Raw genomic sequence first — 24,027 nt, forward strand, 5'->3', positions numbered from 1 at the left:
GATGTAAAGTTAAAACGATGGTAGTAGAATTAAAAAACATTGAAAAGATTTATGAAAACGGATTCCATGCTCTAAAAGGCGTGAATTTGGAATTGAAAAAAGGCGATATTTTGGGTGTGATAGGCTATTCAGGGGCGGGGAAATCCACGCTCATTCGCTTGATTAATTGTTTAGAGCGTCCTAGTTCTGGCGAAGTTTTAGTCAATGGGGTCAATCTGTTAAAATTAAAGCCTAAAGAATTGCAAAAAGCGCGCCAAAAAATAGGCATGATTTTCCAACATTTCAATTTATTGAGCGCTAAAAACGTGTTTGAAAACGTCGCTTTCGCTTTAGAAATCGCCCGATGGAAAAAAACTAAGATCAAATCCAGGGTGCATGAATTGTTGGAATTAGTGGGGTTAGAAGATAAAATGCATTTTTATCCTAAACAGCTCAGCGGTGGGCAAAAACAACGAGTGGCAATCGCTAGGAGTTTAGCGAATTGCCCTGATTTGTTGCTTTGCGATGAAGCCACATCCGCGCTGGATTCTAAAACCACGCATTCTATTTTAACGCTTTTAAGCGGCATTCAAAAAAAGCTTGATTTGAGTGTCGTTTTCATCACGCATGAAATTGAAGTGGTTAAAGAATTGTGCAATCAAATGTGTGTGATCAGCAGCGGCGAAATCGTGGAAAGAGGCTCAGTGGAAGAAATTTTTGCTAACCCTAAACATGCCGTTACTAAGGAATTGCTTGGCATCAAAAACGAGCATGGGGATCAAAAATCGCAAGATGTTTATCGCATCGTGTTTTTAGGGGAGCATTTAGACGAGCCGATCATTTCTAATTTGATTAGGCGTTTTAAAATAGACGTGAGTATCATTTCAGGAAATATTGAAGAGCTTACGACTAAAGATATAGGGTATTTAGTAGTGCGGTTTTTAGGCAGTGTTGCAGAGACTCAAAGGGCTTTAGAGTATCTAAACGCTTTAGGCTTACAAGTGGAAAAATTAAAGGATTAAAATGATTTCTCAAATGCTCATTCAAGCTACGCTAGAAACGCTTTATATGGTGTTTGTAGCGAGCTTTTTGGCGGTTGTTTTTGGCTTGCCTTTGGGGGTTTTATTGTTAGTGAGTAAAAAAGGGCATTTGTTAAACAAACCCCTTTTGCATAAGATTTTAGACACTTCTATCAACATGACTCGCTCTTTCCCTTTTATCATTCTCATTATTTTGCTCTTGCCTTTATCGCGCTTTTTGATTGGCACAAGCATTGGCTCTAGCGCGAGCATTATCCCGCTAGCCATTTCAGCCATTCCTTTTGTCGCAAAGCTTTTTGAAAATTCTTTAATGGAAGTAGAGCATGGCAAGATTGAAACCACTTTAAGTTTGGGAGCGTCTCATTTGGAAGTCGTTAAAATGATGCTTTTAGAGAGCCTGCCCTCTTTAGCGAATAACATCACCATCACCTTAATTTCTTTAATAGGCTATTCGGCTATGGCAGGAGCGTTAGGGGCTGGGGGCTTGGGGGATTTAGCTATTAGGATTGGCTATCAAAGTTATAGGGGTGATGTGCTTTTTTATGCGGTGGTCGTGATTATTGTTTTGGTGCAAATCATTCAAAGCGTAGGGGATTATGTGGTGAAACGCCTGAGAAAGCATAAGTATTAGGGATTTGGTTTCGCCCTGTGATTCCAACAAATTAGAACTTTTTTTGAAAAAAATTTTTTTGAAAGAAAGTTTTTATTGGTTTAGACCATCGTTCTTTAACCACTAAATTATAGTAATGAGATGCAAAAACTTTAATGGAGCGTATGCTCACTTCATAGAGATGCTTGTCTTGAGAAAAATAATGGATTTTTTGAGCAATATCTCGGTATTCTATGCGTTTTTTTTGCATTTCCAGAGTGAAGTCTTTCCAAAATGGAGTGTGTGCAAGCATCTCTAACCACAGGTGGTATTGATTCCCCAAAGGGAACTCCCAAGGTTTGCCATTGTAGATTCCAAGAGCATCTTTATCAGATTCATAGTGCATGATAATAGGGTTTGAAAGAATGTCTTGAATTTGAGAGATCTCATAGGGGATTCGCTGGCGATAGATAAACTCATTGGGTTTGTCTTGGTGGATGATTTCAAACCGAATGGGTAAGGAAGCTTTATGTCTCAAATCATCAAGTTCTTCTTGATAATAATAAGGCAGAACGCAATAGTGTAAGGGAAGTTCTTTAATATAAGCATGCAAATGGTGTATTAATGTAGGTTCTTTAAAACATGGACGCATTGCTTGAATTTTAAATTTTTCTAAGACTTGTTGGGTGAAAGAGTGCTCTCGCATGTAATCCAAATTGCAAAACCAAAATCCCTCTGTAACTGATTGTGATACTAAACTTATCACACCACTCAAATGAAAAGATTCGCTTGTGTCTAAAGCGATAAAATCATCAGCGAAAGTTCTGCAAAACACCACATCCACATCAGACCAAATCATTTTGCTGTATTGGGGGAATAGACTAGGGAGAAGGTATTTGACCAAAATCATTCTAGAATAGCGATTAACCCATGCGCTATCCGTGATAGTGGGCAAAGAATCAAGAGTGGCGCTAATATCTTGGCATTTTAAAGCGGCAAAATGTTTGAAAGGCTTGATAGTTTCTTGGAGCCTGTTTAAATCATCTTCATTCAAACCGCTATAGAATACATAGATACTGAAAAATACCCCTTCAACTGCACGATGGGCATGCAATAAAGAGTAGAGAGCCACAGCCCCTGTTTTTAGGTAGTTTTTATCAAAGGCAAAGGCAATAGGGATTTCATGTTGCATCAATTTTCCTTGGAGATTCTGTGAAAATAAACTATATCATAGCTTATGTTAGTTTTTATTGATAAATTTATCCATCTGTTTTTCTAAGTCTATGATTTGGGTTATCGCTCCCTCTAAAATTTCAAAATTTTGAGCGTTTTTTGGGGTAATGCATGCAAGCTTGTTGGAAGTTTTTTCTAACGATTGGATGCCTTTAAGCAAGGTTTTTAAAACTTCTACGCTTTTAAAATCCTTCTCAAAATAACCATCAAATTGCTGTTCTGTTTGAGACAAGTCCTCTAAAAAAGCGCTTTGAAGGCGTATTTGGGTGCGATCATGCCCGGTTTTAACACAGGTTTTATAGGTTTTATCGATCGCAATAAAAGCGTCTTTGGCTTTCACAAAAGCCTTTGAAAGCTCAACGATGATTTCATAATGTTCGCCTTCTGCTCTTAAAAACCCTAAAAAAAGCGAAATGAGCAATAACTTTTTTAGCACTTTATCCCTTTACCATTGATAAGAAAAGCTCACCCCATAGCGGCTACTGCCCTTAAAATCGCTAGAAATTTCAGGATAGAGCATCCATTGCTTGGGTTTGTAGCGTGAAGTGAATAAGTAAGCAAACCCCCATGCGATAAGGCTGCCGATCGTAACTTGCAAGATCGTGTGTTGTCCTGCCACCACTCTGCTGGCATCAGTGAGTATTGCAAGAGCGATCACAGGAAGAGCCGGCTTCCACCCGTAGCGGTAATACACAAACCCAGCCGCGCTAAACACCCCCCCAGCATGCCCGCTTGGCATGCCTCTCCAAGAATTACAGCACGGGCGTTTAGCAAATCCCACTTTAGCCCCATCTTTATGGGCGTTGCTAAAAGCTCCTTTAAGGCCATAAATCACTCCTTGAGTAACCAATGTGCCGACCGCTAATTCCCCTAACCCTCTATAATCGCGCATCGCCAAACTGACCGTGCCTACAAAAATAGGCAAAAACCTAAGCACATCGCCAATTTCTTCTAAAATGTATGCCCCCTCATTGATTGGCTCACTCCTTAAAGGATAGACCCATAAGAGCAGGATCAAAAAAAGACTTTTGAGTTTTTTCATTGAAACGCTCGCTTTTCTAAAGCATAAACTTGCCTGTTCAAATAAGCATAGCCTATTAAATAGCATGCGATAAAGACCAGGCTAATGACAATGAGCGCGTGAGCGTTTGAGCGGAAAAAGACGCTTATTAAAATAAAAGGCAGGTTGCACAGAATAAGAATAAGCGCGCATAAAGGGTTGGGGTAATTTAAAGAGCGTTGTTGCAAGAATTTAAATAAAAGGGTGTGCAAATGCAAGTTATCTGGCATGGTGGCTTTTTGGCGTTTTATTTTGCGCCTAAGGATACTAAAAAGCACTTCTATGACCGGATAAAGCATTAAATTTAATCCAAAAAACACGCTGATTTTTTGCTCTAAACTCAAATGTAAAAGGGAAATCCCGCACACCAAACCCAAAAAATACGCCCCCCATCGCCTAAAAAAATCTTTCCTAAAAGGAAATTTAACACCATAAACCCAAGCACCATGTAAGCCAGCAAACAAGACAAACTGCTAGGGTCTATATAATGAATGACTAAAAGCGTAATTGCGCAAATCCCTGATGCAAGCCCGTTAAACCCATCAATGATATTAATAGCGTTACTGATACCCACTAGCATAAAGATAGCGAATAAAAAAGCGATAAAATAAGGCAAGCTAAAAAGGGGCGAAAAATCGCTCACCACTAAAGGCGTTGATGAGATGATGCAAACGACCCCTACGGCTTGTAAAATAAGGCGTATTTTGGGGCTTAATGAAAGGTTAATGTCTTCTAAAAAACCGCTTAAAAACACCAATAACAAACCCAAAAAAACAAAGAACCCCTTAAAAGGCGCTTCAAAAGGCTCAAAAAGATAAGCTAACACAAAAGAAAGAAAGATCCCAAGCCCCCCGGCTCGTGGGGTTCTTGCATGATGAAAGCCTTGGATTTTATTAGCGTTATCCACAAAGAGCATGGATTTTTTAGACCACAAAATAATCAAAGAGCAAATAAATAAACTGGTTAAAAAATATAGCACCCACAACACTTTTTATTGGATTTAATTGGCATTTTGTTTTGGGTATTATAGCAAAAGATAGCTTGATGATAAAATCTTATAGGTGTAAGAGGTGGGTTTTATGTTACAATTCCAAAAATCATTATTATAAAATAAAGGATAGCCATGCGTTTTGGATTGAATATTGATCACATTGTTACTTTAAGAGAGATAAGAAAGACTTATGAGCCTGAGATTTTAGAAGCCCTATTCATCGCTAAAAACACCCATAAAGTGGATTTAATCACCATTCATTTGCGAGAAGACAGACGACACATTCAAAATGAAGATGTTTTGAGGCTGCTTGAAATAAGCCCCTTGCCTATCAACATTGAATGCTCTATCAATGCAGCAATCACTGATTTTTTATGCTCTTTAAAAAATAAGCCGAGTAAGGTTACAATCGTTCCTGAAAATAGAAATGAGGTTACGACAGAGGGGGGGTTGGATTGTTCATTAAAGGGTTTAGAAGAGGTTATTAGAGCGTATCACAATAAGGGCATTGAAGTGTCTTTGTTTGTTGATCCTTTAAAAGACGCTTTGCATTTTGCAAGGGAGCATCAAGTCAAGCAAGTGGAGTTCCACACTGGGGTGTATGCGAATTTGCACAACGCTTTGTATTCTAACGCTAACAATCAAATCCATGCCATTAGCGCGCTCAAAGACAAAAGCCCTAAAGAACTGAAAGAAGAATTGCACAACGCCTTTTTGCAATTAAGGAGAATGAGCAAAGAAGCGTTTTTTATGGGTATTGTGGCATGTGCTGGGCATGGGTTGAATTATTCTAACGTGAAAGAATTGCTAAAAATCCCCTCTTTAAGAGAGCTTAATATCGGGCATAGCGTGGTTTCAAAAGCGGTTTTAGTGGGCTTAGAAAAAGCGATTTTAGAAATGGCGCAACTTATTAAGCGATAAAATGGCTAAAAAGAAAATTGCGATCAGTTGCGGGGATGTTCAAGGCGTAGGCTTAGAATTGATCTTAAAAAGCCATAAGGAAGTGAACGCGATTTGTGAGCCGTTGTATCTCGTTCATAGCGAACTTTTAGAGCGGGCCAATCAATTGCTTCATAACGCTTATGAAACTAAAACGCTTAACACACTCGCTATTGATTCCCCCTTACCCTTATTGAACTCTAGCACGATAGGCAAAGTCAGCGCTCAAAGCGGGGCGTATAGTTTTGAGAGTTTTAAAAAGGCTTGCGAGTTAGCGGATAGTAAAGAAGTGGATGGCATTTGCACTTTGCCTATCAACAAACTCGCATGGCAACAAGCTCAAATCCCTTTTGTGGGGCATACCGATTTTTTAAAGCAACGCTATAAAGATCATCAAATCATCATGATGCTTGGGTGTTCTAAACTCTTTGTGGGGCTATTTAGCGACCATGTGCCTTTAGGGGCGGTTTCTCAACTCATTCAAGTGGGAGCGTTAGTCCGGTTTTTGTTAGCGTTTCAAAAAAGCACTCAAGCCAAAATCGTTCAAGTGTGTGGTTTTAACCCCCATGCGGGCGAAGAGGGCTTGTTTGGGGAAGAAGATGAAAGGATTTTAAAGGCCATTCAAGAGGGCAACCAAACGCTGGGCTTTGAATGCTTTTTGGGGCCACTGCCCGCTGATAGCGCTTTTGCCCCCAATAAACGCAAAATAACCCCTTTTTATGTGAGCATGAGCCATGATGTGGGGCTAGCCCCTTTAAAAGCGCTCTATTTTGATGAAAGCATTAATGTGAGTTTGAACGCCCCCATTTTGCGCACCTCCACTGACCACGGCACAGCGTTTGACATTGCTTATCAAAATAAAGCGAACAACAAAAGCTATTTGAACGCGATCAAATATTTGGCTTAAAGATTTTAAAATACAAGCCAACAAAGTATAATTCAAGCAAAAACACCACCCAAAGATAAAGACATGATTTTAAGCATTGAAAGTTCTTGCGATGACAGCTCTTTAGCCCTTACAAGAATAAGGGACGCCAAACTTATCGCTCATTTTAAAATCTCTCAAGAAAAGCACCACAGCTCTTATGGGGGCGTTGTGCCTGAGCTTGCATCGCGCTTGCATGCTGAGAATTTGCCGCTTTTATTAGAACGCATTAAAATAAGCTTGAATAAGGATTTTTCCAAAATTAAAGCCATCGCTATTACTAATCAGCCAGGTTTGAGCGTTACTTTAATAGAAGGTTTGATGATGGCGAAAGCCTTGAGCTTGTCTTTGAATTTGCCCTTGATTTTGGAAGATCATTTGAGAGGGCATGTGTATTCGCTCTTTATCAATGAAAAACAAACCTACATGCCTTTAAGCGTGCTCTTAGTCTCTGGGGGGCATTCTTTGATTTTAGAGGCTAGAGATTATGAAGACATTAAAATCGTTGCCACGAGTTTGGACGATAGCTTTGGAGAGAGTTTTGATAAGGTTTCTAAAATGCTTGATTTAGGCTATCCAGGAGGTCCCATAGTGGAAAAATTATCCCTTGATTACGCGCACCCAAACGAGCCTTTAATGTTCCCTGTCCCTTTAAAAAACAGCCCGAATCTGGCTTTTAGTTTTTCAGGTTTAAAAAATGCGGTGCGTTTGGAGGTTGAAAAAAACGCCCATAATTTGAACGATGAGGTAAAACAAAAGATTAGCTATCATTTTCAAAGCGCGGCTATTGAGCATTTAATCCAGCAGACTAAACGCTATTTTAAAACCAAACGCCCTAAAATTTTTGGCATTGTGGGGGGAGCGAGCCAAAATTTGGCTTTAAGAAAGGCGTTTGAAAATTTGTGCGTTGAGTTTGATTGCAAGCTTGTTTTAGCCCCTTTAGAATTTTGCAGCGACAATGCCGCCATGATAGGGCGATCAAGCCTAGAGGCTTATCAAAAAAAGCGCTTTGTCCCTTTAGAAAAAGCCGATATTTCGCCAAGAACGCTGTTAAAAAAGGCTTTTGAGTGAATAGATACAAAAAGAAAACGCATGATAAAACGCCTAAAATTCATCAATAGCGTCAAGTATCGGTTATTTTGAGGCAAGAGCTTAAAAAAGAGGGTGTTAAAAAAGCGCGTTTTAGTCAAATTTAATCTTATTTTTGTTATAATTCCAAGTTGTTAAGTTTTAGTTTAAAGGGAAAAAATGCTCCGCTCTCTCTATAGCGCCACTTCAGGGATGCTCGCCCAACAAACGCACATTGACACCACTTCAAACAACATCGCCAATGTCAATACCACCGGGTTTAAAAAATCTCGCGCGGATTTTAACGACTTGTTTTACCAAGCGATGCAATACGCTGGCACTAACACAAGCAACACGACTTTATCGCCAGATGGCATGGAAGTGGGCTTGGGCGTGCGCCCTAGCGCGATCACTAAAATGTTTTCGCAAGGCAGCCCTAAAGAAACGGAAAACAATTTAGATGTCGCCATTACGGGCAAAGGCTTTTTTCAGGTCCAATTGCCTGATGGCACCACCGCTTATACAAGAAGTGGGAATTTTAAGCTAGACGAACAGGGCAATCTTGTAACGAGCGAGGGCTATCTTTTGATCCCTCAAATCACTTTACCTGAAGACACCACGCAAGTGAATATCGGTGTGGATGGCACGGTGAGCGTGACTCAAGGCTTGCAAACGACTTCTAATGTGATTGGGCAAATCACTTTGGCTAATTTTGTCAATCCGGCGGGGCTTCACTCTATGGGGGATAATTTGTTTTCAATCACCAACGCTAGCGGCGAGGCGATTGTGGGCAACCCGGATTCTCAAGGATTGGGCAAGTTAAGGCAAGGCTTTTTGGAATTGAGCAATGTGAGATTGGTAGAAGAAATGACGGATCTAATCACTGCTCAAAGGGCTTATGAAGCCAATTCTAAAAGCATTCAAACCGCTGATGCCATGCTCCAGACGGTCAATTCCCTCAAACGCTAAAAGGGGATTTTACTCTCCTTAACGCTCTTTAACCTCTGCTCTCTTGTTGTTTTTGTGCTTGGGGTGGTTTTGTGTTTTGGAGCGGTTGTTATTGTTCTTTTTATGGTTCTTGTGGCTGGGGTTTTTTGAGTTTTTTCACACCGCTTTTTTGGCTATTGCTTGGTTGGTGTTCTCTTTTGATGAAGAGAACAGCTAAAATAGCTAGACCAATGAGAAAGGTGATAGCTAGATACCACATTTTCTTAGTTTTATTTGCTTCTCGTTCTGCTTTCTGTTTTGCTAATCGTTTTGCTTGTTCTAATCTTTCTTGTTCTGCTTTTAATTTTTTGCGTAAGGTGGCAACCAAAACGCATGCAGGCACGGTTACCCTATAAGCCGGCCCAGCAAGATTGATGCTCACTAACGCGCCTGTAATGACCCAACCAATAGGGCCAGCTAAAATACCCAAAGTTTTTTAAGCGCTACTTTACCCACCACAGACGATAAACCATGCCCTAGAGTTTTTTTCACCATTGCATCTGCAACAGCTATAGCCAACGCATAAGAATGAGAGCCGCCCGCTTTAAACAGCGTTAAAGTAGATGCGATTAGGATTTGTTTGTTCTCACCAATCACTTTATCAATATTTGCCATGCCCAATTCATCGCAAAGTTCTTTAATCTCTCTCCCACTCATTTTTTCTAAACTATCTTTCAAAAGTTTAGAAAGTATGTTTTTCTCAATCAAAGAGGTTGGAGATTCTTCATGGTAATTAACCTTTAAATGATCGCACACATCGCACAAAATCTCTTTGTATAAAACCCCTTCATCTCTAAAAAAATTAATAAAAGTATTGCCCCCGTAACGCTGTAATTCTTCAGCGATTCTTCTGGGGTATTTGGCGTAATCGCTACCACACCTTTTATGTCCTATTGAATCTGTCAATTCTTCATTCATTCTTAGTGTGCCATCTTCATCATAAACAAGCGCATCAAACAAATCTTTCAAATCATTAGAGCTTAATCGCTTTAAAAATGCCAAGTCGCTATTTGTATGCCATGCAATCCCTTTAATTTATTTCTACCACTCACTCAAATCCCACCAAACCCCTTTTTTAGTGATTAGTGATTGTAGTTATCATTTTTTAAAATCATGTTTAACGCCCTAAAAGGCTAAACACGCCCGCTAACTGCACATGAATATTGCGTTACAAATGCTAATGGGCTTTATTGATTTTACAACCAAAGAACGATAATAATTAAAATATTTTGATACGCTTATCATTTTGGATAAGATAGATCCGATTTGAAAGAAAGTAGGAAACTATTGATTTTTCTTTAGGTATAATTTAATGAAACGCTACTTTGATTTTTGGCACAAGAAACCCCCTCCTTTAACCCTCTAACCCTTACTTTTTATCGTTTTTATGTTCGTGGTTAGCGTTGCGTTGATTGGCTTGGTTTTGGCTATTTTTTTGACAACTTTCGTTGTTTTGATTTTTAGCATCACCTTTTTGATTGTGGTTTTGATTACTGCAACTGTTACTCATTGTGTCTCCCTTTTAAATTAAAATAAAAACCAGATGCATTTTCGCATCTAGGTCTCCATTCTATACCCTTTTCCCTAAAAAAAAGCTTAAATGGATTCTATTTGCAACGACTTCTTATCTTCACTAGCTTGCTGTGTTTTTAGGCGTAAAGTGGCAACCACAATGCATGCCGGTATGGTTACCCTATAAGCCGGCCCTGCAATATCAATCGCTGTCCATACGCCTGTAATGATCCAGCCAACAGGGCCTGTTAAAAAGCTCAGAGTTCTTGTAAGCACTTGATTGCCCGCAAGCGATAAACCACGCCCTAGAATGGTTTTTGCGACCGCATTCGCAACAATGACAGCTAATTGATAAGATTTAAAACCTCCCATTTTAAACAGCGTTAAAGTCGCCGCGCTTAAAGCTTGTCTGTTCAAATTGTCGGTGTTTTTTATGGACAATTCATCGCACATTTCTTTCACTTCTTCATCATCCATTTCTTCCAAACTTCTTTCTAAGATTTTAGAAAGCATGTTTTGTTCAATTAAAGTCGTTTCGGTTTTCTTGTTGTAATTGACCTTTAATTTATCGCACACATCGCATAAAATCTCTTTGTATAAGACTCCTTCACCTTTAATGAAACTCGCAAAACTATTGCTCCCATAGTATTGCAACTCTTCAGCGATTCTTTCTGCGTATTTAGCGTAATCATCGCCATGCCTTTTGTATTCTATGGAGCTTGTCAGTTTTTCATTGTGTCTTTTTTCGCCGTCTTTACCAAAAACAAGCACCTCAAACAAATCTAACAAATCACTAGATTCCAATTGCTTTAAAAATTCCAAGTCCCTATCATATTTGTATGCCATATTATTCCTTTATATTGTTTTATCACTTATTAAAAACAAACGACTTTTCGCACCCCATCGCTGTTTTTCTAAAGTGGTTACTGATTTTAATATCATTTGTCTAAAACTATACTTAATATTCTAAAAAGGCTTAAACTCAAAAGCCCAACGCTCTTAAGATTGCTTTAAAGCATCAATTCTTTGGTTATTGCTTGAATAATGTCCTCTTTTTATAAAAAACAACTAATAAAATAATGGCTAAAAAGAAAATGAAGCGGTTATAGCATCATTTTTAAAACCATTAAATATAAAACACCCTCAATTCAAGGGTTTTTGAGTGAGTTTTTTGCTCAAAGAATCCAAGATAGCGTTTAAAAATTTAGGGGTGTTAGGCTCAGCGTAGAGTTTGCCAAGCTCTATGCATTCATTGATGATGATGGGGTTTTGTGTGGGCGTGAAGCCAATTTCATACGCTCCTAAGCGTAAAATCGCCTTTTCCATGCTCCCTAATCGTTTGAAATCCCAGTCTTTTAAATGCGGTTCAATGAGAGCGTCAATTTCATTGATTTTTTCCAACACGCCATTAAAAAGGCTTAAAGCGAAAGCAAGCTGGTTGTTTTTAATCTTTTTTTCTTCTAACATGCTAGAAGCGATTTTTTTAATTCCTTCATTACCACTCTCAAACGCATACAACAATTCAACCACAGCCCCCCTGGCTTGAGTTCGTGTCGCCATTTTAACCCTTGAGAGTTTGGCACAAGCTCAATAATTCAATGAGGGTGCTCATCGCTTCAAAGCCCTTATTGCCGGCTTTACTGCCCGCTCTTTCAATCGCTTGCTCAACATTGTCCGTGGTCAGCACGCCAAAGCTTACAGGCATGCTGTATTTTAGCATCGCGTTAGCAATGCCCTTAGTCGCTTCCGCACTCACATAGTCAAAATGCGGAGTCCCCCCTCTAATGATTGCTCCTAAAACGCACACGCCATCGTATTTTTCGCTCCCTAACAACCTCTCTAAAATGAAAGGCAATTCATAAGCCCCAGGCACCAGCACGATGTCTAAAAGATTCTCATCGCCCCCATGCCTTTTAAAGCAGTCAATCGCTCCTTCTTGCAATCTGTCTGTGATGATATGATTGAAGCGCGATGTTAAGATAGCGACTTTTTCATTCCCTTGTAAGTGCAATTTCCCTTCTATGATTTGCATGAAATTCCTTTAAAATAAATTTTGGATTTTTAACATGTCGGCTACTAAATGTTCTAGCTCGTCAGGTTTGAGCATGTTTGCTCCATCGCTTAGGGCGTTTTTAGGATCAGTATGCGTTTCAGCGAACAACCCATCAATCCCCACCGCAGCCGCAGCTCTGGCTAAAATAGGGGCAAAAGAGCTGTCCCCTGAACTTTTCCCGTTCGCTCCCCCTGGCATTTGCACGCTATGGGTAGCGTCAAAAATCACAGGGGCAAACTCTCGCATGATTTTTAAAGAGCGCATATCCACCACTAAATTCCCATACCCAAAGCTACTCCCTCTTTCACACAGCCACACGCCATTAGCTAAAGCGTTTTCATAAGTGGGGTTTTGAATATTCTTATCTCTTGTTTTAAGGGCTTTTAAGACAGAATATTGCATGTCTTTTGGGTTCATGAATTGCCCTTTTTTGATATTGACAATGGCGTTAGTTTGGCTCACTGCTACAATCAGATCCGTTTGGCGGCACAAAAACGCCGGGATTTGTAAAATATCCGCCACTTTGGCTGCCACGCTTGCTTGATAGCTCTCATGCACATCGGTTAAAATTTTATAACCAAATTCCTCTTTGATAATTTGTAACATTTCTAAGCCTTTTTCTAAACCAGGCCCTCTGTAATTCTCTAAACTCGTGCGGTTAGCCTTATCAAAACTCGCTTTAAAATAAAAATCCAACCGCTCGTTGCTGGCTAGGGGTTGTAATTTAGTAGCGATGCTTCTTAGATTTTCTAAGCTCTCAATGACGCATGGCCCGGCGATTAAAACGGGTTTAGGGGTTTTTGTGTTAGAAGTTTTCATGACTTATCCTTTGCTTAATGGTTTCTTCAATCGGCTCAAAAAAATGGCTTTCAAAATTATAATTATAAATCCTGCCTGTTTCTATGATATAGTGCCAACCAAAAATTTTTAATTCGTTATTTATCACTCTTTCTTGAATGAAATCATAGCTTAAGAGGTTGTTGAGTTGCAAGCGCACGTTCAAACGCTCTGTAAGCCATGAACGCTTGGCGAAGTGGTTGCTGAATTGCGGGTGATCTTTTAATTCTTCTTTAATAGGCTCTAAAAATTGTATCCAGTCTGAAATGTAAGGGGTTTTAGCTTTGGTGGTTTCATCATGGATTAAATGAATGCTCCCGCAAGCCCCGCAATTACTATGCCCGCAAATAATAATGTTTTGAATACCCACATGCACAATAGCGTATTCAATGCTCGCAATGGTAGAAAGGGATTCTTTATAGCTTGTTTTAGGGGGGATCACATTGCCCATGTTGCGGATCACATACAATTCGCCCGGCTTGGTGCCAGTGATTAGATTAGGCACGACTCGTGAATCCACGCAAGAAATGAACAAAGTGTGGGGCTTTTGCTTGGTTTTTAAGCTCTCATAAAGCTCTTTAAGCTCTTCGTATTCATTCTCTTGAAACTCTAACGCTCCTAAAAACGCTTTCACTCTTTAACCCTTAAATCTCATTTTTTTAAACTTGGTTTTCATTTTAAAACGCTTATCATAGCTAAAAATCTTGCATTTCTTTTTGTTATAATGGCGTTATTTTACACTTTAAAGGGCTTTCATGCAATTATGTGTCGCATTGGATTTAGAAAAAAAAGAGGACAACCTTTCTTTATTGCAAGAATTGAAGGGCTTAGATTTATGGGCTAAGGTGGGGCTTAGATCGTTTATAAGAGACGGGGCTAGTTTTTTAGATGAAATCAGAAAGATTGATGGGAATTTTAAGATCTTTTTGGATTTGAAGCTCTATGATATCCCTTATACTATGGCAAATGCCGCGCTAGAATGCGCGAAATTAGACATTGATATGCTCACCGTGCATTTAAGCAGCGCTAAAAGCGCGCTAACCATTTTAATGCAACGCTTAAACGCTCTTAAAAAACGCCCCTTGATCATGGGCGTGAGTGCTTTAACCAGCTTTAGCGAAGAGGAATTTTTGAGCGTGTATAACGCCCCTTTAAAAACTCAAGCGATAAAATTGAGCACTATGGGTAAAGAGAGCGGGATTGATGGGGTGGTGTGTTCGGTGTTTGAAAGTTTAGCGATTAAAGAGGCTTTGGGTCAAGGCTTTTTGACTTTAACCCCTGGCATAAGGCTGGATCAAAACGATAAAGAAGATCAAGAAAGGGTGGCGAACGCTAAAGAAGCTAAACAAAATTTAAGCGATTTTATCGTGGTGGGCCGCCCCATTTATCAAGCTAAAGAGCCTAGAGAAGTGGTTTTAGAGCTTTTAAAGGATTGTTGAATGCATGTGTTAGAAACGATTGCTACTTTAAGAGAGTATCGTAAAAATTTGAAAGAAAGCGTGGGGTTTGTGCCGACTATGGGGGCTTTACACAAAGGGCATCAAAGCTTGATAGAAAGGAGTTTGAAAGAAAATTCCCACACGATTGTAAGCGTTTTTGTCAATCCTACGCAATTTGGGGCTAATGAGGATTTTAGCGCTTACCCGCGCCCTTTAGAAAAGGATTTGGCTTTGTGTGAAAAATTAGGCGTTAATGCGGTGTTTGTGCCTAAAGTGAGCGAAATGTATCCCTATGAAATAGAGCAACGCCTAAAACTCTACGCCCCTAAATTTTTATCCCACTCTTTAGAGGGAGCGGTGCGTAAGGGGCATTTTGATGGGGTGGTTCAGGTCGTGTTAAGATTGTTCCATCTTGTTAATCCTACCAGAGCGTATTTTGGTAAAAAGGACGCCCAACAGCTTTTAATCATCCAGCATTTAGTTAAAGATTTGCTTTTAGACATTGAAATAGCACCATGCGAGATTGCGCGCGATAGCGATCATTTGGCTTTAAGCTCTAGGAATGTGTATTTAAATGCCACAGAAAGAAAACAAGCCCTAGCCATTCCAAAAGCTTTAGAAAACATCAAGCAGGCCATAGATAAGGGCGAAAAAGCGTGCGAAAAGCTTAAAAAACTAGGGCTTGAAATTTTAAAAAATTTAGAAGTGGATTATTTGGAGTTTTGCAACCACAAGCTAGAGCCTTTAAAAACCATAGAGCCAACTAACACGCTCATTTTAGTGGCGGCTCGTGTGGGTAAAACCAGGCTTTTAGATAATTTGTGGGTGTAGTTTGGAATTTTTGTGGCGACCCTTGAAAGATTTGAACTTCCGTTTCCACCGTGAAAGGGTGGTATCCTTGGCCACTAGATGAAAGGGTCATTTTTAACGATTGACTATTATATTGGAAATAAAGCGTAGAAAATGATTTAAAAAGTTCTTGGTGGCGGAGCGGACGGGACTCGAACCCGCGACCCCCTGCGTGACAGGCAGATATTCTAACCAGCTGAACTACCGCTCCCTATCCAAACCCCATAGCCTAAAAACGCATGCTTGAAGCTAAGTCAAAAATGGTGGTCGCTATAAGACTCGAACTTATGACATCTACCTTGTAAGGGTAGCGCTCTACCAACTGAGCTAAGCGACCACAATATTGAGATAAAATCCAACTAAACCCGTATAAAAGAGTGGTGACTCCTAGGGGATTTGAACCCCTGTAACCACCGTGAAAGGGTGGTATCCTAACCACTAGATGAAGGAGCCACGATGCTCATGGTGACCCGTGTTGGATTTGAACCAACGGCCCATTCCTTAAAAGGGAATTGCTCTACCAGCTGAGCTAACGGGTCTCACAAAAAGATAATGATACAATTTTTTTTAACGCTTGTCAAGAATAATTGAAAAATATTGCGGTTTTCATAGAAACGACACGCTTTCAAAACGGCATGGGTAACAACTATTACGCTTAAAACTTGGTTGCGTTTAATGCTACAAGGATCACAACAGATTCCATGCGTTTTAATGTTGGTTAGTATTATTTTTGGGGTTTTAAAAAAGCTTTATCAAGATCTAACAAATCTTATTAGGATTTAATGCTTTTTTTGTTTAAAAAATTTTATTTTCAAAAAATGGGTTTTTAAATTTTTTATCGTTTTGGCTCCCATTTTATCGTAAAAACGCATTTTCTTAAGTTTTATTTTCTTAAAGTTTTATTTTATTTTCTTAAAGGGATAGGGGTGAATTTTACGCTTGACCCCAAAAAGAAAGGCTTCAAAAAAAGAAAGGCTTCAAAAGAAATCCCTTAAAAAGGGAGTTTCACAAAGGGTTTTAACGCTTTAGTAAGCAAACACATAATTCAAATACACGCTATAAAGCCTGCGGTATTGGAGTTGAGTGCCCAGCAAAGAATAGTAATTCGTGTTGATCGTGGGGATCTTCACGCCTAATTCCATGCCATGCTGCGCCGCATGATCGCTCGCTTTCTTTTTGTTTTTAGCGAGATTCATTCTCAAGCCCAAATTGAATAAGAATTGGAAATTCGCCACATTCATTTTAGCGTTATAGAAATTATTGAAGGTCGCTAAATTCACGTACTGGGAATTCAGCCATGAAGTGCCGGCTAATGCGATACCCCCAAACACCCCAAAAGAAATCTTGCTGTTTTTAGTGGCTTTATCATTGATAAAGTTATAAAGGGCATCTGTCCCTACCCCATAAGTGAACACATCAGAAGCCGAATTGAAAAAGCTGGATTTGATATAGGCATGGTTGTAATCAAAAAAGCCGTAATACCTTAATCCCCACCTTCTTTTTTCACCAAAGAATTGCTTATAGCCCACTTGCACGCCGATCCCATTCATGGCGCCGTTGTTGGTTTGAGAGCTGATTAATCCAACGCGTCTGAAAGGGTTATGCCCTAATTCTTGCGTGGCGCTTAATAATTGCGAATAAGCGCTCTGATTGACTTGATAAACGGTCTTTAAGCCCCCAGGGTTATTAGGGTTAGTGGATTGGCTTATCAAATTTTTAAGGAATGGGGAATTAGGCGTGTTTGAAGCGGTCGTGGTGATGCTGTTATAAGTGCTGTTTAAAGTGTTAAGACTGCCTCTAAAATCAAGTATGGTGCGCGCCAACAACTCAGATTGCTTGATTTGCTCGGCTTGAGTGCCAAAATGTGCAAGGCTGTTATTTAAAGCCGTTATCGTCTCTTCTACATAGGCGCAACCTGCCCCCCAAGTGTTAGAAGTAACCCCTTGATTAGGCGTTGTGCCATCTGTTTTGCATGATGCCAAGTAGTTTGTGGTAAATTGGCTTGGGATAGTGTTGAGATTGGTTTTGATTTGATCGGCTAGTTCAAGCATCTTGGCTTGCGCTTGGGCATGGTTGAGCATGTTTTGAGCGAAAGCCCTATCCGAAGCGGTGTAAGGGTTGAAATCTTGCGGCGCGTTTTGATTGCTTTGTTCTTTAGCGTTAAGGCTTTGAGCTTGCGCGACGATTGCTTGCGCGTTTTTGATCATGTTAGTAACGGCGCTAAATTCAGCGCTAAAGATTTGGCACGCATCCCCGCCTGTATTGATTCCCCATGGGCTGCCATTACCCGGAGCGCTTTCATCATGCGTAGATCGCACCAAAGGGCATTGAGTGTTAAGGACATTCATGATCGTGCTGGCTTGTTCTAAAAGGTTTTGAGCGGTATTGATGAAGGTAAAACTTTGCGTTTCTTCGTTGACGCTATCACTGCTAGTTGCACCATTACTGCTACCATTTTTTTTACAGAATTGATTCACACCACCATTAATACCAGCAGTTTGTTTGCATTCGTAGGTGTAGGTTACGGTCACTTCTGTGCCTTCGTTGTCCAAGACAGGAAACCCATTCCCATTCTTTAAAGCCTGTTGGATAGCCTGATAGGCTTTATTGAGTTTTTTAAATTCTTGGATAGACATGGATTTACCAGGACCAGTCGCTTCATACCGGTTGCAAGTGATGCTCGTTGAATTCGACCCTGGTTGGTTATTGAAAACAACCTCGCCAGGCCCACTCCCTGTGCCATTGCCATTCCCGCACATTATCGCATAGCCTATCACATTCCACAGCCCCACCGCCGCATTGAGCGCTAAAGAGACGGCTTGATAGGCCGGGGAGTTGTCTTTTTCGCCGGTCAACCCTTGCGTGTTTGCTCTTAAATTATCGATCGCAGCATTGATTTCTGAAGGGCTGCTTGCGTTCGTTACCGCCTGATTGAGGTTGTTGAAATTGCTTAAAAGGTTGCTCAAATTCTCATAAGTGTCTGAGAGCTTTTTCAATTCGCCGGTGTTTTTCACCATTTGAGCGGCTTCGCCGATTTGATAGCCGGCGCTTATAAAAAAGCCGTTGTCTTCAGCGTTTAAAAGCGATGAAGCGAGAGAGAGAGAGAGAGAGTAAAAGGGTTTTTTTCATGTTTTCTCCTTGAAATTAAATTGAGTGATTGGAATTTGATACATTAAGAATGTATTTAAAGCATTGTAGCATGAAATCGTTTTTTTTTTTTTGTCATTTGGAGAAAATTTTAGAATTTTGCATTTTTTGCGCGTTTGTTTGGGTGGTATTGGAAAGGGTTTTCAGATTTTGTTTTAATGGAATGCTAATGATAAAAGCTTGATTTTAATGGGGATTTTTGTTTGCGCGTTTTTCAAAACGAGCGGTTTTGTGAGATAAAAAGCCCCTCCAAGGAGAGAGCTTTTATAAAAAATGGTATTAAATATTAAAAAGCAAGGGGGCTTACATCATGCCGCCCATGCCTCCCATTCCGCCCATGCCACCCATATCAGGCATTGCTGGGGCCGCTTTTTCTTCTTTGATTTCATGCACGGTGGCTTCTGTGGTTAAAAGCAGGCTTGAAACCGAAACCGCATTTTGTAAAGCGATCCTTTCTACTTTTAAGGGGTCAATAATGCCTTCTTTAAACATGTCCACATACTTGCCATTGCTAGCGTTAAAACCAAAATGCCCTTCGTGTTTTTGCACTTCATTCACGACCACACCGCCATCATAACCAGCGTTAATAGCGATTTGAGCTAATGGGGCTTTAATGGCGCGCATGATGATTTCATAGCCCACTTTTTCATCATCGTGTAAATTCAAATGCACTTTTTGAGCCGCGCGAATGAGAGCCGCACCGCCGCCAATCACAATGCCTTCTTCAACCGCCGCTTTAGTCGCGCTTAATGCGTCATCCACCCGGTCTTTTTTCTCTTTCATTTCCACTTCACTCGCAGCGCCCACTTTAATCACAGCCACACCGCCAGAGAGTTTGGCCAACCTTTCTTGCAATTTTTCTTTGTCATAATCGCTTGTCGTGCTTGCAATTTGGGTTTTGATTTGCGCGACTCTGTCTTTAACATCATCGCTATGGCCTTTGCCATCTACGATCGTGGTGTTGTCTTTGTCAATCACAATCCTTCCGGCTTTGCCTAAAAACTCCACTTCAGCGTTTTCTAGACTCAAGCCTAATTCTTCGCTAATGACTTGACCGCCGGTTAAAATGGCGATGTCTTTGAGCATTTCTTTTCTTCTGTCCCCAAAGCCTGGAGCTTTAACCGCTGCGATATTCAACACGCCTCTTAATTTATTCACCACTAGAGTCGTTAAAGCTTCGCCCTCAATGTCTTCAGCGATGATTAAAAGCGGTTTGCCCTCTTTCATGGTTTTTTCTAGTAGCGGGAGGATGTCTTTCATGCTAGAGATTTTTTTATCCGTTAAAAGGATGTAAGCGTTATCCAATTGAGCGGTCATTTTCTCAGCGTTGGTTACAAAATAAGGGGAGAGGTAGCCTCTATCAAATTGCATGCCCTCTACCACATCCAATTCATCTTCAATGCCCTTAGCTTCTTCAACGGTGATCACGCCGTCTTTGCCCACTTTTTCCATAGCGTCAGCGATGAGTTTCCCAATATTGTGATCGGAGTTGGCAGAAATGGTCGCTACTTGGGTGATTTCTTCTTTACCGCCCACTTTTTTGCTCGCTTTTTTAAGCTCATTAATGATCGCTTCAGCGGCTTTATCCATGCCTCTTTTCACTTCAATAGGGTTAGCCCCAGCCGTGATGTTCCTCAAACCTTCTTTAAAAATGCTATAAGCCAGCACGGTTGCGGTGGTCGTGCCATCGCCGGCAGCATCAGCGGTTTTGCTCGCTACTTCTTTAACGAGTTGAGCGCCCATGTTAGCCACCGGGCAACTTAATTCAATCTCTTTAGCCACGCTCACGCCGTCTTTGGTGATGCTTGGAGCGCCATAGCTTTTTTGGATCAACACGTTCCTGCCTCTTGGCCCCATAGTTACTTTGACAGCGTCATGGAGTTGTCTCACGCCTTCAAATAGAAGGTTTCTCGCGCTATCTGAAAATTTAATTTCTTTTGCCATTTTGTATCCTTAATAATAATGTTTTTTAGTGTTTTTTGTGATCATGACAGCAAGCTTCATGCTCTTTAGCATGCTTATGATCATGATTACCTGTATGACAACAAGAGCCTGAGCCCACAATGCCTAGAATGTCTTCTAGTTCTAGCACCATGTATTCAACGCCGTCTAAAACGATTTCTGCGCCTTTGTATTTGCCAAAAGCGATCACATCGCCTTCTTTAACGCATTTGCAACCCTCACTGATTTTATGGCTAACCGCTTTGACTACGCCCATTAAAGGCTTTTCTTTGGCGTTATCAGGGATGATGATGCCTGAACTGGTTTTGTTCTCTTCTTCAAGTCTTTCTACTAAGACCCTTTCTCCTAATGGTTGAAACTTCATTTCAGTTCTCCTAAGTTTTGATAAATAAAATAGAAATTTAGCGCTTATTGTTATTAAGCGACATAACTATAGCGCATTTTTAGGGATAAGTCAAGCCATAAAACCAAACATAAGATCATAATTATAAGGATTATTAAGTCTATTTATATCAAGTTTCATTAGTTTAAAAATATAAGGATTAGAAAAAGGGGCGTTATTAACAAACCTTTTTGAAGATTTTATTTATTGAGTATAATCCCTTTTGAGAAAGTCAAACCAAAAAAGCCCATTCAAAGAAAGCATGAAAAATGATTCTTAAAAGTTCCATTGATCGCCTTTTGCAAACGATAGATATTGTAGAAGTCATTAGCTCTTATGTGGATTTGAGGAAATCAGGTTCGAATTACATGGCTTGTTGCCCGTTTCATGAAGAAAGGAGCGCGAGTTTTAGCGTCAATCAAATTAAAGGGTTTTACCATTGCTTTGGGTGTGGGGCGAGCGGGGATAGCATTAAATTTGTGATGGCGTTTGAAAAACTTTCGTTTGTGGAAGCGCTTGAGAAATTAGCCCACCGATTCAATATAGCTTTAGAGTATGACAAGGGCGCTTATTACGATCATAAAGAAGATTACCACCTTTTAGAAATGGTGAGTTCGTTGTATCAAGAAGAGCTTTTTAACGCCCCGTTTTTTTTGAATTATTTGCAGAAAAGAGGGCTTAGCATGGAGAGTATCAAAGCGTTTAAATTAGGCTTATGCACGAATAGAATTGATTACGGTATTGAAAATAAAGGCTTGAATAGGGACAAGCTCATTGAATTAGGCGTGCTAGGCAAGAGCGATAAAGAGGATAAAACCTATTTGCGCTTTTTGGATCGCATCATGTTCCCTATTTATAGCCCTAGCGCTCAAGTGGTGGGTTTTGGAGGACGCACCTTAAAAGAAAAAGTAGCCAAGTATATCAATTCGCCCCAAAATAAGCTTTTTGATAAATCCAGTTTGCTCTATGGCTATCATTTGGCTAAAGAACACATCTATAAACAAAAGCAAGTCATCGTTACAGAAGGGTATTTGGATGTGATTTTATTGCACCAAGCGGGTTTTAAAAACGCCATAGCCACGCTTGGGACAGCTTTAACGCCATCGCATTTGCCCTTGCTTAAAAAAGGCGATCCAGAAATCCTCTTAAGCTATGATGGGGATAAGGCAGGGCGAAAGGCGGCTTATAAAGCGAGCTTGATGTTGGCTAAAGAGCAAAGGAAAGGGGGGGTAATTTTGTTTGAAAACAACCTAGACCCAGCGGATATGATCGCTAATCATCAGATTGAAACCTTAAAAAATTGGCTATCGCGCCCCATAGCTTTCATTGAATTTGTTTTAAGGCACATGGCGGGTTCTTATCTTTTAGACGATCCTTTAGAAAAAGATAAGGCTCTTAAAGAAATGTTAGGGTTTTTGAAAAACTTTTCCTTGCTTTTACAAAGCGAATACAAGCCCTTAATCGCTACGCTTTTGCAAGCGCCTTTGCATGTTTTAGGGATTAGAGAGCCAGTTTCTTTTCAGCCTTTTTACCCCAAAACAGAAAAGCCTAATCACCCTCAAAAGTTCGCGCATGTTTCTAGCATGCCCAGTTTGGAATTTTTAGAAAAATTGGTGATCCGCTACCTTTTAGAAGACAGGAGCTTGTTGGATTTAGCGGTGGGTTATATCCATAGTGGGGTATTCTTGCATAAAAAACAAGAATTTGACGCTTTGTGTCAAGAAAAATTAGACGACCCTAAATTAGTTGCGTTATTATTAGATGCGAATTTACCCCTAAAAAAAGGGGGGTTTGAAAAGGAATTGCGTTTGTTGATTTTGCGCTATTTTGAGCGCCAACTCAAGGAAATCCCTAAAAGCTCGCTCCCTTTTAGCGAAAAAATGATCTGTTTGAAAAAGGCTCGCCAGGCCATTATGAAATTAAAACAAGGAGAATTAGTCGCCATATGAAACAAATAAAAGCTTTAGCCCTATTTAGTGGGGGGTTGGATAGTTTGTTGTCTATGAAATTACTCATTGATCAAGGCATTGAGGTAACCGCTTTGCACTTTAATATAGGGTTTGGGGGGAATAAAGATAAAAGAGAGTATTTTGAAAACGCCACCGCGCAAATCGGGGCTAAACTCTTGGTGTGCGATATTAGAGAGCAGTTTTTTAACGACGTGTTGTTCAAGCCCAAATACGGCTATGGGAAATATTTCAACCCTTGCATTGACTGCCATGCCAACATGTTTAGGAACGCTTTTTATAAAATGCTTGAATTGAACGCGGATTTTGTTTTGAGCGGGGAAGTGCTAGGGCAACGCCCTAAATCCCAAAGGAAAGAAGCGCTCAATCAGGTGAGGAAATTAGTCAGAGAAGTGGGCGAAGAGGCGCGTTTTGATCTTATTTTAGACCGAACGCAAGCAAGCGGTGAAAAGCCTCAATTTTTAGACGAATTGCTCTTAAGGCCCATGAGCGCTAAACTCTTAGAGCCTACTTTTATGGAAAAAGAGGGTTGGGTTGATAGGGAAAAGCTTTTAGATGTGAGCGGTAGGGGGCGCGCTAGGCAATTGCAAATGATCAAAGATTATGGCTTGAAATATTATGAAAAGCCGGGTGGGGGGTGCTTGCTTACGGATATTCAAGTGAGCAATAAGATTAAGAATTTGAAAGAATACAGAGAAATGGTGTTTGAAGACAGCGTGATCGTTAAAATTGGGCGTTATTTTGTCTTACCCCATAACGCTCGTTTGGTGGTGGCAAGGAATGAAGAAGAAAACCATAAATTAGACATTGAGCACCCCTTAATGGATAAGATTGAATTGCTAGGCTGTAAAGGCCCTTTGAGTTTGGTGGATAAAAACGCCAGCAAAGAAGATAAAGAATTGGCCGGCCGTATCGCTTTAGGCTATGCTAAGACTTTAAAAAATCAAGCTTACCTCATTCAAATAGGGGATGAAAAGCGCGAGCTTTACCCTTTGGATAAAGAGAGCGCTAGAGAGTATTTGTTCGCTTGAAAGGGGAGTTTTTGAGAATTTTAGGGGTTTTCTTTTA

At 40.3% G+C, this 24,027-nt stretch carries 21 protein-coding genes, 5 tRNA genes and 3 pseudogenes; 10 read left to right on the forward strand and 19 right to left on the reverse strand.

Features of this window, described 5'->3' with window-relative positions:
* Positions 1–17 precede the first annotated feature (17 nt).
* Together G6069_RS02535 and G6069_RS02540 are read left to right on the forward strand one after the other, a co-directional pair.
* Positions 18–1,001: a methionine ABC transporter ATP-binding protein gene (locus tag G6069_RS02535; protein WP_197293280.1), complete on the forward strand. Its 984-nt coding sequence runs from the start codon at positions 18–20 to the stop codon at positions 999–1,001.
* A 1-nt stretch (position 1,002) separates the two neighbouring features.
* On the forward strand, positions 1,003–1,650 hold the full coding sequence (locus G6069_RS02540) for an ABC transporter permease subunit (RefSeq protein ID WP_000625460.1): 648 nt from the start codon (positions 1,003–1,005) through the stop codon (positions 1,648–1,650).
* Between the two features lie 31 nt (positions 1,651–1,681).
* Here the strand turns inward: G6069_RS02540 and G6069_RS02545 are convergent, their stop codons facing one another.
* The 4 genes and pseudogenes from G6069_RS02545 to wecA form a co-directional block, all read right to left on the reverse strand.
* On the reverse strand, positions 1,682–2,800 hold the full coding sequence (locus G6069_RS02545; protein ID WP_197293281.1) for a glycosyltransferase family 8 protein: 1,119 nt from the start codon (positions 2,798–2,800) through the stop codon (positions 1,682–1,684).
* Between the two features lie 48 nt (positions 2,801–2,848).
* Positions 2,849–3,277, reverse strand: coding sequence for a hypothetical protein (locus G6069_RS02550; protein ID WP_197293282.1), 429 nt, complete (start codon positions 3,275–3,277; stop codon positions 2,849–2,851).
* 9 nt (positions 3,278–3,286) lie between these two features.
* Positions 3,287–3,883 (reverse strand): lipid A 4'-phosphatase, encoded by a 597-nt coding sequence (gene lpxF / locus G6069_RS02555; RefSeq protein ID WP_197293283.1) that lies wholly within the window; start codon positions 3,881–3,883, stop codon positions 3,287–3,289.
* A pseudogene (gene wecA / locus G6069_RS02560) lies at positions 3,880–4,889 on the reverse strand (undecaprenylphosphate N-acetylglucosaminyl transferase WecA). The gene lpxF and the pseudogene wecA overlap by 4 nt, the downstream one beginning before the upstream one ends.
* A gap of 135 nt (positions 4,890–5,024) precedes the next feature.
* Here wecA and pdxJ point away from each other — a divergent pair.
* The 4 genes from pdxJ to flgG all read left to right on the forward strand — a co-directional run bounded on the left by pdxJ (position 5,025) and on the right by flgG (position 8,793).
* Positions 5,025–5,813: a pyridoxine 5'-phosphate synthase gene (gene pdxJ, locus G6069_RS02565; RefSeq protein ID WP_197293284.1), complete on the forward strand. Its 789-nt coding sequence runs from the start codon at positions 5,025–5,027 to the stop codon at positions 5,811–5,813.
* A 1-nt stretch (position 5,814) separates the two neighbouring features.
* Positions 5,815–6,738 (forward strand): 4-hydroxythreonine-4-phosphate dehydrogenase, encoded by a 924-nt coding sequence (gene pdxA / locus G6069_RS02570; protein WP_197293285.1) that lies wholly within the window; start codon positions 5,815–5,817, stop codon positions 6,736–6,738.
* 63 nt (positions 6,739–6,801) lie between these two features.
* Positions 6,802–7,827: a tRNA (adenosine(37)-N6)-threonylcarbamoyltransferase complex transferase subunit TsaD gene (gene tsaD, locus G6069_RS02575; protein WP_197293286.1), complete on the forward strand. Its 1,026-nt coding sequence runs from the start codon at positions 6,802–6,804 to the stop codon at positions 7,825–7,827.
* 177 nt (positions 7,828–8,004) lie between these two features.
* On the forward strand, positions 8,005–8,793 hold the full coding sequence (gene flgG, locus G6069_RS02580; RefSeq protein ID WP_000946438.1) for a flagellar basal-body rod protein FlgG: 789 nt from the start codon (positions 8,005–8,007) through the stop codon (positions 8,791–8,793).
* Positions 8,794–8,898: 105 nt separating this feature from the next.
* On the opposite strand, the pseudogene G6069_RS02585 reads toward flgG, so the two are convergent.
* The 7 genes and pseudogenes from G6069_RS02585 to G6069_RS02615 form a co-directional block, all read right to left on the reverse strand.
* Positions 8,899–9,813: pseudogene (locus G6069_RS02585) on the reverse strand (YaaW family protein); the annotation flags it as partial.
* A gap of 367 nt (positions 9,814–10,180) precedes the next feature.
* Positions 10,181–10,321, reverse strand: coding sequence for a hypothetical protein (locus G6069_RS02590; protein ID WP_197293287.1), 141 nt, complete (start codon positions 10,319–10,321; stop codon positions 10,181–10,183).
* Positions 10,322–10,407: 86 nt separating this feature from the next.
* Positions 10,408–11,169: a YaaW family protein gene (locus G6069_RS02595; protein WP_000323696.1), complete on the reverse strand. Its 762-nt coding sequence runs from the start codon at positions 11,167–11,169 to the stop codon at positions 10,408–10,410.
* A 297-nt stretch (positions 11,170–11,466) separates the two neighbouring features.
* On the reverse strand, positions 11,467–11,883 hold the full coding sequence (gene nusB / locus G6069_RS02600; protein WP_187881104.1) for a transcription antitermination factor NusB: 417 nt from the start codon (positions 11,881–11,883) through the stop codon (positions 11,467–11,469).
* A 1-nt stretch (position 11,884) separates the two neighbouring features.
* Entirely contained in the window at positions 11,885–12,355 is a 471-nt protein-coding gene (gene ribH, locus G6069_RS02605) for a 6,7-dimethyl-8-ribityllumazine synthase (protein WP_001165591.1), read from the reverse strand.
* 9 nt (positions 12,356–12,364) lie between these two features.
* Entirely contained in the window at positions 12,365–13,195 is an 831-nt protein-coding gene (gene kdsA, locus G6069_RS02610; RefSeq protein ID WP_197293288.1) for a 3-deoxy-8-phosphooctulonate synthase, read from the reverse strand.
* Positions 13,182–13,847, reverse strand: a complete 666-nt coding sequence (locus G6069_RS02615; RefSeq protein WP_197293289.1) for a carbonic anhydrase — start codon at positions 13,845–13,847, stop codon at positions 13,182–13,184. Before G6069_RS02615 ends, kdsA begins: the two co-directional genes overlap by 14 nt.
* 121 nt (positions 13,848–13,968) lie before the next feature.
* On the opposite strand from G6069_RS02615, the gene pyrF reads away from it, so the two are divergent.
* Positions 13,969–14,652: an orotidine-5'-phosphate decarboxylase gene (pyrF, locus tag G6069_RS02620; protein WP_197293290.1), complete on the forward strand. Its 684-nt coding sequence runs from the start codon at positions 13,969–13,971 to the stop codon at positions 14,650–14,652.
* Entirely contained in the window at positions 14,653–15,483 is an 831-nt protein-coding gene (gene panC, locus G6069_RS02625) for a pantoate--beta-alanine ligase (protein ID WP_197293291.1), read from the forward strand.
* A 13-nt stretch (positions 15,484–15,496) separates the two neighbouring features.
* Here panC and G6069_RS02630 read toward each other — a convergent pair.
* From G6069_RS02630 to groES, 8 genes and pseudogenes are all read right to left on the reverse strand, one after another.
* Positions 15,497–15,572 (reverse strand) — tRNA-Glu (locus G6069_RS02630).
* A gap of 63 nt (positions 15,573–15,635) precedes the next feature.
* Positions 15,636–15,712 (reverse strand) — tRNA-Asp (locus tag G6069_RS02635).
* Positions 15,713–15,762: 50 nt separating this feature from the next.
* Positions 15,763–15,838, reverse strand: a tRNA-Val gene (locus G6069_RS02640).
* 41 nt (positions 15,839–15,879) lie between these two features.
* Positions 15,880–15,954, reverse strand: a tRNA-Glu gene (locus G6069_RS02645).
* A 10-nt stretch (positions 15,955–15,964) separates the two neighbouring features.
* Positions 15,965–16,040, reverse strand: a tRNA-Lys gene (locus G6069_RS02650).
* A 486-nt stretch (positions 16,041–16,526) separates the two neighbouring features.
* Positions 16,527–18,630, reverse strand: a pseudogene (gene sabA / locus G6069_RS02655) (Hop family adhesin SabA/HopD).
* Between the two features lie 321 nt (positions 18,631–18,951).
* Complete coding sequence (gene groL, locus G6069_RS02660; protein ID WP_001040281.1) at positions 18,952–20,592, reverse strand: chaperonin GroEL; 1,641 nt, start codon at positions 20,590–20,592, stop codon at positions 18,952–18,954.
* A gap of 25 nt (positions 20,593–20,617) precedes the next feature.
* Positions 20,618–20,974, reverse strand: a complete 357-nt coding sequence (gene groES / locus G6069_RS02665) for a co-chaperone GroES (protein ID WP_000671949.1) — start codon at positions 20,972–20,974, stop codon at positions 20,618–20,620.
* 287 nt (positions 20,975–21,261) lie between these two features.
* Between groES and dnaG the strand changes: the two genes are divergently transcribed.
* Together dnaG and G6069_RS02675 are read left to right on the forward strand one after the other, a co-directional pair.
* Positions 21,262–22,941 carry a DNA primase gene (gene dnaG, locus G6069_RS02670; RefSeq protein ID WP_197293292.1) on the forward strand — a complete coding sequence of 560 codons (1,680 nt, stop codon included), beginning with the start codon at positions 21,262–21,264 and terminating at the stop codon, positions 22,939–22,941.
* The gene (locus tag G6069_RS02675) at positions 22,938–23,990 is read left to right on the forward strand and encodes an MnmA/TRMU family protein (protein ID WP_197293293.1); all 1,053 of its coding nucleotides are present in this window, start codon (positions 22,938–22,940) and stop codon (positions 23,988–23,990) included. Before dnaG ends, G6069_RS02675 begins: the two co-directional genes overlap by 4 nt.
* The last annotated feature ends 37 nt before the right edge of the window (positions 23,991–24,027 follow it).

It is taken from the genome of Helicobacter pylori, from assembly GCF_017594925.1.
Lineage (GTDB): Bacteria > Campylobacterota > Campylobacteria > Campylobacterales > Helicobacteraceae > Helicobacter > Helicobacter pylori_DP.